General features: G+C 70.2%; 9 protein-coding genes. 3 read left to right on the top strand and 6 right to left on the bottom strand.

Annotated elements, in window-relative coordinates:
• Positions 1–26 precede the first annotated feature (26 nt).
• Complete coding sequence (locus tag EPO51_RS26820; RefSeq protein ID WP_293357152.1) at positions 27–1,847, bottom strand: PAS domain-containing protein; 1,821 nt, start codon at positions 1,845–1,847, stop codon at positions 27–29.
• Positions 1,848–2,182: 335 nt separating this feature from the next.
• Here EPO51_RS26820 and EPO51_RS26815 point away from each other — a divergent pair, with 335 nt between their 5' ends.
• Positions 2,183–3,766, top strand: a complete 1,584-nt coding sequence (locus tag EPO51_RS26815) for a response regulator (protein ID WP_293357150.1) — start codon at positions 2,183–2,185, stop codon at positions 3,764–3,766.
• Here the strand turns inward: EPO51_RS26815 and EPO51_RS26810 are convergent.
• Positions 3,763–4,173, bottom strand: coding sequence for a VOC family protein (locus EPO51_RS26810; protein ID WP_293357148.1), 411 nt, complete (start codon positions 4,171–4,173; stop codon positions 3,763–3,765). The genes EPO51_RS26815 and EPO51_RS26810 overlap by 4 nt on opposite strands.
• Positions 4,174–4,259: 86 nt before the next feature.
• Between EPO51_RS26810 and EPO51_RS26805 the strand changes: the two genes are divergently transcribed.
• The gene (locus EPO51_RS26805; protein ID WP_293357146.1) at positions 4,260–5,033 is read left to right on the top strand and encodes a MerR family transcriptional regulator; all 774 of its coding nucleotides are present in this window, start codon (positions 4,260–4,262) and stop codon (positions 5,031–5,033) included.
• On the opposite strand, the gene mutL is transcribed toward EPO51_RS26805, so the two are convergent.
• Positions 5,030–6,874, bottom strand: a complete 1,845-nt coding sequence (mutL, locus tag EPO51_RS26800; RefSeq protein WP_293357144.1) for a DNA mismatch repair endonuclease MutL — start codon at positions 6,872–6,874, stop codon at positions 5,030–5,032. The two genes, EPO51_RS26805 and mutL, sit on opposite strands and share 4 nt — an antisense overlap.
• Before the next feature lie 48 nt (positions 6,875–6,922).
• On the opposite strand from mutL, the gene EPO51_RS26795 reads away from it, so the two are divergent.
• Entirely contained in the window at positions 6,923–7,894 is a 972-nt protein-coding gene (locus EPO51_RS26795; protein WP_293357142.1) for a TraB/GumN family protein, read from the top strand.
• A gap of 159 nt (positions 7,895–8,053) precedes the next feature.
• Here EPO51_RS26795 and EPO51_RS26790 read toward each other — a convergent pair whose 3' ends face one another.
• The 3 genes from EPO51_RS26790 to ileS form a co-directional block, all read right to left on the bottom strand.
• Positions 8,054–8,611 (bottom strand): DUF3035 domain-containing protein, encoded by a 558-nt coding sequence (locus EPO51_RS26790; RefSeq protein ID WP_293357140.1) that lies wholly within the window; start codon positions 8,609–8,611, stop codon positions 8,054–8,056.
• A gap of 73 nt (positions 8,612–8,684) precedes the next feature.
• A complete protein-coding gene (gene lspA / locus EPO51_RS26785) occupies positions 8,685–9,203 on the bottom strand; it encodes a signal peptidase II (RefSeq protein WP_293357138.1) in 519 nt (172 codons plus the stop codon).
• Positions 9,200–12,124, bottom strand: coding sequence for an isoleucine--tRNA ligase (gene ileS, locus EPO51_RS26780; protein WP_293357136.1), 2,925 nt, complete (start codon positions 12,122–12,124; stop codon positions 9,200–9,202). Before ileS ends, lspA begins: the two co-directional genes overlap by 4 nt.
• Positions 12,125–12,510: the final 386 nt, after the last annotated feature.

Below are 12,510 nucleotides of genomic sequence, written 5' to 3'. Positions count from 1 at the left end.
CCGCCGGGGACTCGTCCCGGTCGGCCTCACGCCTGGGCGTGCACGACCCTCAGGCGCTCGCTTTCGGGGACCCGGATGGCGCAGACGAGGCCGCTGCGGGCGAAGTCCAGCGTGACGCGGCCGCCCAGTTCGCGGGCGACGCCCCGTTCCAGGAGGCGCGAGCCGAAGCCGCGCCGCGTGGGCGGCGTGACCGCACCGCCGCCGGTCTCGCGCCAGGTGATGGCGACCTCGCCGCCGGCCCCTTGCGCCACCTCGATGCCGACCCGGCCCGCGCCGCGCCAGGCGCCGTGCTTCAGGGCGTTGGTCGCCAGTTCGTGCAGCGCCATGCCGAGGCTCACGGCGAAGTTCGGGTCGAGCTGAAGGTCCGCCCCGATGACCTCGTAGGGCCGGCCGTAGGGCTTCAGCGTCGTCTCGGCGAGCTCGTGCAGGCAGGCGCTCTGCCAGGCCCGGCGGACCAGGAGGTTGTGGGTCGAGGACAGCGCGAGGAGGCGCTCGATGAACAGGTCGCGGGCGTGGGCCATGTCGCCCTCGTCCCGGAGGGTCTGGACCGCCACCGACTGGACGGCCGCCAGGGTGTTCTTCACGCGATGGTTCAGCTCGTCCAGCAGTAGCTTCTGGCGCGTTTCGTGCTCGCGCATCCTGGCCATGGCCTCGAGGGTCTGTAGCTCGCTGCGTTTTCGCGCGGTGATGTCCTTCAGCGCCCCGATCAGCCGCCGCCGCCTGCCCGTCTCGTCGAAGGCGGTTTCCGCCACGGCGAAGACCCAGACTTCCTGTCCATCCGCCCGGTTCACGCGGAACTCCGAGCGAAAGGAGACGCCGTTCGCCAGCGCCGCGTCCCACTCCGCGCTCACCGCGTCGCGGTCGCGCGGATCCACGATCATCTCCAGGCCGCTTCCAAGGTCGTCGAACGTGAGATCTCCGTCGAGGAGAGTGTCGTCGGACCCGTGGTGGGTGAGGAGCCCTTGCTCGAAGTCCAGCTCGTACACGTGCATCCCGGCGAGCTGCAGCGCCAGGATCAGGCGCTGCTCGGCGCGCTTGATCGTCTCCTCGGCGGCCTTCTCGTCCGAGATGTCCATCGCCGCGCCGCGCAGGCCCACGCAGACGTCGCCCTCGTACACCGCCTCGCCGAACACCCGCAGCCAGCCGCGCGAGCCATCGTAGCGGGTGAAGGGGGCCTCGTAGCGGATGCGCTCGCCCGGCGGACGGACCCGCGACATGTAGGCGGCGATGCGGGGGCGGTCCTCCGGGTCGTAGATGTCGAGGCCGTCGCGCATCGGCTGCACCGGCGGGCCCCCGCACATCATGCGGACGCATTCCTCCGAACGGGTGAGCAGACCGGTCCGGAAATCGCCGTGCCAGCCGCCGAGCCGCGCCACCTCGTTGGCGGAGCGCAGGATCGCCGCCTGCAGCTCGGCTTCGTGTTCCCGCGCCTCGGCCGCGCGCCGCGCCGCCTCGATTTCGGTGACGTCGCGGGAGGTGACCAGGAGGGCGACCGGCGCGCCGGCGTCGTCGCAGAGGGGCGCGATTGCATTGTCGAAATAGCGCAGGGCGCCGCGGAAGGTCCGCGCCGGCCCCATCACCCGCTGGGTTTCGCCCTCCGCGCCCCGAGCCAGCGCCGCGGCGACCATCGGCCGCTCAGGCTCGCCCCACAGGCTCAGCCATTCGACGCCCAGCAGGCTCGCCGCGTCCTCGGCCTCCATGAGCACGACGCCATTGCGGTTCACGAACTGGATGCGCCCGGAGAGGTCGAGGATCTTCACGCAGTCGGGACTGCTTTCCAGGGCGCTGCGGAAGAAGCCGTCGCCGGCGAACCGGCTCGAACCGAGGCCACCCCTGGGAGCGTTCATCTGCGCGCCCGGTTGGCCGGGATCCCTGTTGCGGCGGAAATAGTAGAGCTGGTGCGCGCACGGACAACCGGCTTTGACGTCGCATGCCGCAGCGTAAGTTCCAACCTCGCCCGACGACGGCTGGGGTCGCGCGGCGTCGTCGCCACGGATGGTCGGACATACATTGCGCGACGTGCGCGATTACCTTGAGGGCGCCGTTGATTTCCTGAAACGACAATAATAACCGCGACTGTCACAAACTCTTCGCAAAATCTTCGCCAACGAAGACGGTATTTCTAACGCCCCGTTAGGAGTGATCGCAGATGTCTGGCGCCGGTTGTTTCCCGGAGACCGGCATGACGCTGCTGCTCGACATCGCGCCGCATATCTCACCGGTGTCCCCGAACACGCCGGGGGCGGAGCTGTACGAGCGCTTCCAGAACGAGCCCGACACGCTGGCGATCGCCGTGGTCGACCAGGCCGGCGCGCCGGTCGGGCTGGTCGAGCGCAACGCCTTCCTGGTGCTGATGGCCGCCCAGCACGGCTACGCCCTGTGGTCGAAGCGCCCGGCCTCGCACATGATGAAGCGCGACCCGGTGGTCGCCGACGGCGATACGACCCTGGCCGAGTTCTTCGGCAGCGTGCTGGCCGAGCGGCCCTCGGAGCTGCTGCACGGCTTCATCGTCACCCGCGCCGGCCGCTATGCCGGCGTCGGCACGGCGCTGGCCCTGCTCCAGGCCTCGGCCGCCGCCGCCAGCAGCCACGCAGAGACCATGAGCCGCCTGGCCTCGGAGGCCGGCGAAGCCTTGGCCGCCAAGGGGCGCTTTCTGGCGGTGATGAGCCACGAGATCCGCACGCCGCTGAACGGCGTCCTCGCCGTGGCCGAGATCGTGCGGCGCAAGTCGCAGCAGCCCGACCTGGCGCCCTTCATCGACACGATCCTGGAGTCGGGCGGGGCCCTGCTGCGGCTGCTGAACGACGCCCTGGACCTGTCGCGCGCCGAAGCCGCCGGCCTGGGACTTGACGAGGCGCCGTTGTCGGCGGGGCGCATCCTGGAGGACGTCTCCGGACTGTGGAGCGCCCAGGCCGAGTTGAAGGGGCTGGAGATCCGCGCCGTCTACGACGGACCCGCCGACCTCTGGATCCTGGCCGATTCCGTGCGCCTGCGACAGGTGTTGAACAACCTGGTCGGCAACGCGCTGAAGTTCACGTCGCAGGGCGGCGTCGACGTGCGGCTGGCCGCCGTCGTCGAGGGCGACGACGTCCGCCTGGCCGGCACGGTGACCGACACGGGACCGGGCATCCCCGGCGACCGGCTCGAGGCGGTCTTCGCGCCTTTCCAGCAGACCGAAGAGGGCATGCGCCACGGCGGCGCCGGCCTGGGGCTGGCCGTCTGCCGCCAGATCGTCGAGCGCATGAACGGGACGATCTCGGCGCGGCCGCGCGAGGGCGGCGCCGAACTGGCCTTCGAGATACCGCTGCGCCGGTTGCCAGCCCCGGAAGCCGAGGCGGGCGCGCCCCAGGCGGTGGAGGCCGGCGAGGCGGTCCACGTGCTCATCGTCGACGACAACGCCACCAACCGCATGGTCGCCCAGACCCTGTGCGAGATGTTCGGCTGCTCCAGCGAAGCCGTGGACAACGGCGAGGACGCGGTCGAGGCCGCCGCCAGCGGGCGCTTCGACCTGGTGCTGATGGACATCAAGATGCCGGGCATAGACGGGATCGAGGCCACGCGGCGCATCCGCTCGGGCGGCGGGCCGGCGTCGCAGGCGCCGATCCTGGCGCTGACCGCCAACGCCGACCCGTCCGACGCCGCGTTCTACCGGATGTGCGGCATGAACGGCGTGGTCGAGAAGCCGATCAAGCCCGAGCGCCTGCTGGCCGCGATGAACGCCGTGCTGCAGGTCGGGGGCGAGGGCGCGGAGGCCCGCGCGGCTTAAGCTTTCGGCATCTCGAAGCTGATCGTCACGCTGTCGGCCGAGCGATCGGCGGGGCCGTGGTGGACCGCCTCGATGTTGTTGCCGTCCGGATCGAGGACGAACCCCCCGTAGTATCCCGGATGGTAGTCGCGCTCGCCGGGCGGGCCGTTGTCCTTGCCGCCGGCGGCCAGGGCGGCCTTGTAGACCCGGTCCACGGTCTCGCGGTCCTTCGCCTGAAACGCCAGGTGGACATGACTGTGCTGGCCGCCCGCGTCGATCCAGAGTTCGTCGGCCTGGAAGTGGTTGTCGTCGCTTCGATAAGGGATGCCCAGAACGTCCATGATGGCGCCGTAGAAGCGCTTGCAGGCGTCCAGGTCTTGGGTCCGCAGGTGGATGTGATCGATCATCCGGCCGGTGTGGAGTTCCATCCGTTCGCTCCGTGCCATGGGGTGATTGACCCTAACGCGGCGTGAGGCCTGACTGATCCCGCCATTGGCAGAGGGAACGACGAACGGTGGGCGGCTATACGGTCAGCGAGGTGGCGAAGCTGTCGGGCGTGAGCGTCCGGACGCTGCATCACTACGACGACATCGGGCTGCTCAAGCCGGCGGACGTCGGCGCCAATGGCTACCGCTACTACGGCAAGGACGAGCTCTTGCGCCTGCAGCAGATCCTGTTCCACCGGGAGCTCGGCTTCCCGCTGGACGAGATTGGGCGGGTGCTGGACGCGCCCGACTTCGATCGGGTGGCGGCGCTGACGGCGCACCGGACGCGGCTCCAGGCCCAGGCGCGGCGCACGCGGCGGCTGGTCCGGACGATCGACGACACCCTCGCCGCTTTGCAGGGAGCGACCACGATGGACGACAAGGCGATGTACCGGGGCTTCGATCCCGAAAAGCAGGCGAAGCAGGAGGCGTGGCTGGTCGACCGCTATGGGCCAGAAATCCGGAAATCCATCGACGCGGTGAAGACGGTGCAGAAGGACTGGAAGCAGGCGGACTTCGACGCCGCCCAGGCCGAGATCGCGGGGATCGAGGCCGGGTTCGTCTGCGCGCTGGCCGATGGCCTGCCGGCCGACAGCGCGCCTGTACAGGCGCTGACCGGCCGCCACCGCGACTGGATCGCCAACCAGTGGCCGCAGCCGGTCACGCGGGCGGCCTACAAGAACCTCGCGGCGCTCTACGGCGAACACCCGGACTTCCACGCCCGCTACGAGGCCCAGGCGGCCGGGATGACGGAGTACCTGCAGGCGGCGATGCTGGCGTTCGCGGAGCGAGAGCTGACCTAACGCCGCCCGAACAGCCGCTCGATGTCGGCGAGCTTGAGTTCGACGTAGGTCGGGCGGCCGTGGTTGCACTGGCCGGAGTGGGGCGTGGCTTCCATCTGGCGGAGCAGGGCGTTCATCTCGGGCGCCGTCAGGCGGCGGCCGGCGCGGACCGAGCCGTGGCAGGCCATGGTGGAACAGACCTCCTCCAGCCGTTCCTTGAGCGCCAGGGCCTGGCCGTTCTCGGCCAGGTCGTCGGCGATGTCGCGGATCAGGCCGGCGGCGTCGGTCTCGCCCAGCAGGGCCGGGACCTCGCGCACCAGGATCGCGCCAGGGCCGAACGGCTCGATCGTCAGTCCCAGCGCCGCCAGTTCGTCGGCCCGGGCCACGACGCGGTCGGCTTCGGCGGGGTCCAACTCGACGACCTCGGGCAGCAGCAGAGCCTGGCGGGCGACGCCGCCCTCGGCCAGTTCGCCCTTCATCCGCTCGTAGACCAGGCGCTCGTGGGCGGCGTGCTGGTCGACGATGACCACGCCATCGCGGGTTTGGGCGACGATGTAGGTCTCGTGAACCTGGGCCCGGGCGGCGCCCAGCGGATAGTCCACGGGGTCGAAGACGGGCGCGGCGCTGGCGGGCTCGGCGACGCCCGGCTGCCAGGCGTCCTCGGCGCGGGCCGAGACCTCGGAGAGGCCAGGGATGGCCTGGGAGACGGCGGCCGCGGCGGCGGGCCAGCCGCCGGCGCTCCAGGCCGAAAACCCGCCACCCGAGGGCCGTGCGGCCGGATAGGGCAGGCCCTGCGGCCGGAAACCGCCCAGCGCCGCCATCGAGACGGTGGTCGAGGCGCGGTGCCCGGCGCCGGCCAGGGAATGGCGCAGGCCGCTGACGATCAGGCCGCGCACCAGCCCCGGATCGCGGAACCGTACCTCGGCCTTGGCGGGGTGGACGTTCACGTCGACGAGCCCGGCGTCCAGCTCGATGTAGAGGGCGCAGGCCGGGTGGCGGTCGCGGGCCAGGAAGTCGGCGTAGGCGCCGCGGAGCGCCCCCTGCAGCAGGCGGTCGCGGACCGGCCGGCCGTTGACGAAGAGGTACTGATGCGCCGCGTTGCCCCGGTTGTAGGTGGGCAGGCCGGCGTAGCCTGATAGCCGCACGCCTTCGCGCTCGTGGTCGATGAGCAGCGCGTTCTCGGAGAACTCGCGGCCCATGACCGCGCCCAGGCGCGCGAGGCGGCCCTCGTCGCCCGGGGACTCGGCGGGCAGGCGCAGGGTGCGGCGGCCGTCGATGTCGAGGGCGAAGCCCACCGCCTCGTGCGCCATGGCCTGGCGCTTCAGCTCCTCGGCGATGGCCTGGGTTTCCGAGCGCTCGGACTTCATGAACTTCAGCCGCGCCGGGGTGGCGTAGAAGAGGTCGCGCACCTCCACCCGCGCCCCATGCGGTCCGGGGAAGCCGGCCGGGGCGACCGCGCCCACCGCGCCGCCTTCCACGAAGATCGCGTGCGCGTCGGCCAGGCCTTTGGCGCGGCTGGTGATCGACAGGCGCGACACGGAGCCGATGGAGGGCAGGGCCTCGCCCCGGAAGCCCATGGTGGCGATCCGCAGCAGGTCGTACTCGCCGTCCTCCCCGGGATTGAGCTTGGAGGTGGCGTGGCGCTCCACGGCGAGGGGCAGCTGGTCGGAAGCCAGACCATTGCCATCATCGGCCACCAGGATGCGGGTGAGACCCCCGCCATCGGCCTGGACCTGGATCTCGGAGGCGCCGGCGTCGAGGGCGTTCTCCACCAGTTCCTTGACCGCGCTGGCAGGGCGTTCCACCACCTCGCCGGCGGCGATGCGGTTGATCAGTTCGGGCGGGAGGCGGCGGATCGGCATGGCGGCTAGACCATCCTACATAGTACGATTCCAAGGAGTCTCCCGCCCGTGCTGAATCGCCTCGCCTCCCTCGCCGCGATCCTGGTGCTCGCGGCCCTTCCGGCCGCCGCCCAGGCGCCGCTGGCTCCGACGCCCCCAAGGCCGACCATCGACGATCCGGACGCGACCCTGGTGGAGGAACTGGTGGTCCACGGCCGCCTGCCCGGCCCGGCCTGGTGGCGGGTCTCGGACGCCGACACCACGGTCTATGTCCTGGGCGTGCCCTCGCTGGCGCCCAAGCGGATGGAATGGGACCGGGCGATCTTCGAGCGCCGGCTGAAGGGCGCCAATGTGGTCATCCTGCCGTTCGTGAACGTGCGGGCCAAGGTGGGCGGCTCCCTGGGCACGGCCTTCAACCTGATGCGTCTGAAGGCCGGCGGGCCGTTCGAGCAGCGGTTGGACGCCGGCACGCGCGCCCGCTTCGTGGCGGTCCGCAACCGCCTGGGCCAGGACGCCAGGCGCTACGACACCAACAACCCCCTGGCGGCCGGCGTGCAACTGGCCATCGACTACCGCGACCGCTCCCAGCTCACCAACATGGACCCGGCCAAGCTAGTCCGGCTGCTGGCCCAGCGGAAGGGCGTGAAGGTGATCGAGAAGAGCTATGACCTGGGGCCGCAGCTGGGCGGCATCCTCCGCACCCCGGCGTCCACGGGGCGGATCTGTTTCGACGAGGTGCTGGCCCAGGCCGAGGCCGGGCCGGGCGTCACCCTGGCGGCCGCCCGCGCCTGGGCCCAGGGCGACGTCGAGGGCGCCTTGCAGAACGAGCGGACCTACGAGCGCTGCCTGGCGGTCATCAGCGGCGGGCGTAGCTACGACGAGCGCACCAAGGCCGACGAAGCGGCGGCGATCGCGGGGGCCCTGAAGACGCCGGGGCACGCCATCGCGCTCGTGCCGCTGCGGCCGCTGCTGGCGCAGAACGGGGTGCTGGAACGTCTGCGGGCCCAGGGCTTCACGGTGAAGACGCCGGGGGAAGAGTGAAAGTCATCCCTCCTCTTCAGGGGAGGGACAGGCCGCGAAGCGGCCAGGGTGGGGAAGGGCGTTCAAACGCTGAGCGCTGAGCCTGAGCCCGACACCCCCACCCGTCCGAGGCTGCGCCTCGGCCACCCTCCCCTGAAGAGGAGGGATGGGCTCAGCGGCCTACAGCCCCGGCAGCTTGATGCGGGACTTGGCGTCGCGCTGGATGGTGATCGGCTTGTCGCCGGTCAGCTTGGCGATGCGTTCCTTTTCGGCGGCCGCATCGACGGGCGTGTTGGAATTGTCGAGGGCGGCGGTCTGCTGGGGCGTCGCCGCGTCGTCCTTCTTCCAGAACATCACCCGGTCGGCGAAGCTCTTTTCCTTGTGGGAGATGTCGCCGAACTCGTCGTCGACCACGTAGCGCACCAGCGGGTCGGCCTTTTCGGCGCCGGCCTTGGCGACCAGCATCTTCTCGCCGTCGGACCGCTGCTCGGCCTCGCGCTGGCCCAGCAGGGCGTTGCGGGCGGCGCTTTCGGGCTGCAGCTCCTGCGGGCGCGGCTCACCGGGCGCCGGCGGGCGCAGGGCGTAGTCGGGCGGGACGACCAGCGGAGCCTTGGTGACGATCCGGAATTCGTCGGGGGTCACCTTGGTCATGCCAAGGGCCTTCTGGGTCGACTGGCAGCCAGCGAGCCCGGCAGCCGCGACCAGGGCGGTCGCAACGATCACGCGATTGAAGCTCATGAACGTAGAAGACTCCTTCGGCCCCCCGGCCGGAATAGTGAGGAGATACCTTAATCGCATCCAACAGCCAACGCTATGCGGCAGGGCGTTGCGGCCGCAGGCTGTCGAGCAGGAGCAGGATCACCCCGATGGTGATGCCGCTGTCAGCGATGTTGAAGATCCAGGGGAAGAAGCCCAGCCGCTGGACGTCGATGAAATCGACCACCGCCCCGAACCGCGCCCGGTCGATGGCGTTGCCGATCGCGCCGCCGATCACCAGGCCAAGGCCCAGCGCCGGCAGCAGCCGCGTCTGGCTGCGCGCCCAGGCGGCCAGCAGGCCCGCGACGCCCAGCGAGAACACGACCAGGCCCCAGCGGACCAGGTCGTGCTGGGCCTGCAGCAGGCCGAAGCTGACGCCCTCGTTCCAGATGCGGGTGAACTGCAAGGGCCAGAACACCTCGTGCGAGGCCTGCTCGGGCAGGCGCAGGACCGAGAGGATCCAGTACTTGCTGAGTTGGTCCAGCACGACGACCAGGGCGGCGACGGCGTAGGCGCGCACGGCCCAGCGCATGGACTTCACTGCGGGCGAGTTGGTCTGCACGGCTTCGGTCATGCGCGGGCGGCGTCCCAGGCCGCCACAGCCTCGGCGTCGCGCAGCGACAGGTCGGGATAGCGCGGGTCGGAGCCGACCTCGGGCAGGATCCGCCAGGACCGGGCGCATTTCCGTCCCTCGGCGCGGAGCGGCTCCACCGAGACGCCGGGGACCTCGGACAGCCTGAAACCGGGGCCTTCGCCGGCCATCAGGGTCGCCTGGCTGGTGCGGAACACCTCGGCGGCGTCCAGGCCCTCGAAGGCGGCCAGCAGGCCGGGGTCGGCCACGTGGACCACCGGGGCGGCCTCCAGCGCCGCGCCCATCCGCTTCTCGCGCCGCTCGACCTCCAGGGCGCCGGTGACCACGGAGGTCACCTGCTGCACCTTGGCCCAGCGGGCGGCCTCGGCGTCGTTGCGCCATTCGGCCGGCGTCTCCGGGATCACCCGCATGCCGTTGGAATGGGCGTCGGGGTACCGGGTCAGCCAGGCCTCTTCCATGGTGAAGGGGATCAGCGGGCCCAGCCACGCGGTCAGGCGCTCGAACACCGCCTCCATCACCGTGCGCGCCGCGCGGCGGCGGACGGACGAGGGTTGGTCGCAGTAGAGGGCGTCCCTGCGGATGTCGAAGAACAGCGACGACAGCTCGTTCTGGCAGAACTCGGTCAGCGGCCGGATCACGTCCTGGAACAGGTAGCCCTCGTAGGCGGCCCGCACCTGGGCGTCGAGCTCGTACAGCCGGTGCAGGATGAAGCGCTCCAGCGGCGGCATCTCGGCCAGTTCCACCGCCTCGTCCGGCGAGTAGTCGGCCAGGGCGCCCAGCATGTAGCGCACCGTGTTGCGCAGCTTGCGATAGGCGTCGGAGGTGGTCTGCAGGATCGTCTTCCCGATCCGGCTGTCGTCCGCGTAGTCGATCATCGCGGCCCACAGGCGGATGATCTCGGCGCCGCTCTCGCGGATCACCGTCTCGGGGTCGACAGTGTTGCCCTTGGACTTGGACATCTTCTCGCCGTTCTCATCCATGGTGAAGCCGTGGGTGAGGATGGCGTCGTAGGGCGCGCGGCCGCGGGTGCCGGAGCTCTCCAGCAGCGAGGACTGGAACCAGCCGCGGTGCTGGTCCGAGCCTTCCAGATAGAGGTCCGCCGGCCAGTGGGTGTGGGCGCGGTTCTCCAGGGTGAAGGCGTGGGTCGAGCCGCTGTCGAACCAGACGTCGAGGATGTCCTCGACCTTTTCGAAGCGCTGGGGATCGTGCTGGCCCAGGAAGTCGGAGTCCGGGCGGTTGAACCAGGCGTCGGCGCCCTCGGCGCGGATGGCGTCGACGATGCGCTTGTCGACCTCGGGGTCGTGCAGCGGCTGGTTCGTCTCCTTGTCGACGAACATGGCCAGGGGCGCGCCCCAGGCCCGCTGGCGGCTGATCAGCCAGTCGGGGCGGCTTTCCACCATCGAGCGGATGCGGTTCTTGCCGGCGGCCGGGAAGAAGGTCGTGGCCTCGATGGACTCCAGCGCGACCTCGCGAAGGGTACGGCCGCCCAGTTCCGCCGTGTTCACCGGCTCGTCCATGCGGATGAACCACTGCGGGGTGTTGCGGAAGATCACCGGGGCCTTGGAGCGCCACGAGTGCGGATAGCTGTGCTCCATGCGCCCGCGCGCCAGCAGGCGGCCGGCCTCGATCAGCTTTTCCATCACCGCGGGGTTGGCGGGACCGAACTTGCCGGCCTTCTTGCCCTCGGTCTCAAGCACCTTGAGGCCCGCGAACAGCGGCACGTGCGGGTAGTAGGCGCCGTCCGGATCGACGGTGTCGGGGATCTCTCGATGGCCGTGCGCCAGCCAGACCAGATAGTCGTCGGCGCCATGGCCCGGCGCGGTGTGTACGAAGCCCGTGCCCGCGTCCTCGGTGACGTGGTCGCCGGCCAGCATCGGCACCTGGAAGGCATAGTGGGTGTCCAGCGCCGCCAACGGGTGTTCCAGCACCATGCCCTGGCAGTCCACCTTCTCGACCCGGCGGGCCTTGGCGATCTTGGCGGCCTTGAAGACCTCGTCGCTCAGCTTCTCGGCCACGATCAGCCGGTCGCCCGGCTTGGCCCAGGGCTCGAACTCCAGGCCCTCTTCCATGGCCTCGACCTGGTAGACGGCGTAGTCGATGGCCTCGTTGTAGCTGACCGCCCGGTTGGCGGGGATGGTCCAGGGCGTGGTCGTCCAGATCACCACCGAGGCGCCGCGGGCCGCGTCGCTGCCTTCCACCACCGGGAACTTCACCCAGATCGTGGGGCTGACGTGGTCGTGGTACTCGACCTCGGCGTCGGCCAGGGCGGTGCGCTCCACCGGGCTCCACATCACCGGCTTGGAGCCGCGGTAAAGCTGGCCCGAGGCCACGAACTTGTGGAACTCGGCCACGATCGCGGCCTCGCTCGAATAGTCCATGGTGGCGTAGCGGTTCGGCCAGTCGCCCAGCACGCCCAAGCGCTTGAAGCCGTCGCGCTGTACGTCGATCCACTTGCCGGCGTAGTCGCGGCAGAGGGTGCGGAACTCGGCCTTGGAGACGTCGTCCTTGCGGCGGCCCTTCTCCTTCAGTTCCTTCTCGATCTGCCACTCGATCGGCAGGCCATGGCAGTCCCAGCCGGGGACGTAGTCGACGTCGAAGCCCAGCAGGAACCGCGATCGGACCACGAAGTCCTTCAGGGTCTTCTGCAGGGCGTGGCCGATGTGGATCGCCCCGTTGGCGTAGGGCGGGCCGTCGTGCAGCACGAACAGCGGCGCTCCGGCCCGCTGCCGCTCAGCGCGGATGGCGTTGTAGAGATCCAGCTCGGCCCACTTCGCCAGGATCTGCGGCTCCTTCTGCGGCAGGCCTGCGCGCATGGGGAAGGGCGTGTCCGGGAGGAAGACGGTCTCGCGGTAGTCGCGGCCCTCTTTGACTTGAACGGAGGATTTATCGGCGTCGTCGGCCATGGAACTTTCCAGCTTGGCTCGGAAACTAGAGGTGCGGGTGATACCCGGCGCGCACTGGATCGGAACCGACCGCGGCGTCACGCCGGGCGGGTAATTCGCAGGCTCGTCCGAACCGAAAACATGGCGCCGGCTCTATCAGAGCGCGCGCGGGGCGTCATCCCTGGGGTTGCGAGGATCGGCCATCGGGTGCATTTGCTGGCCCCGGGCGACGGCTGCGAAACGGCCGCACCGGCCCGCCTTTCGATTATCCTGGCGTCCCTGCGGAAATCGTGACATAAGGGGCCATCAAATATCGATTTGGTTCGGTTGCTCTCCACGCTTGTTCTTTGGATCGAGCCCGGACTTCCTGAAGACCTTTCCGACATTTTGATCTCTCGTCCCGCCCG

The organism is Phenylobacterium sp. (genome assembly GCF_004297125.1).
Classification (GTDB): domain Bacteria; phylum Pseudomonadota; class Alphaproteobacteria; order Caulobacterales; family Caulobacteraceae; genus Phenylobacterium.
Note: the sequence above shows the minus strand (reverse complement) of the source record. Positions and strands in the feature narration are given on the sequence as shown.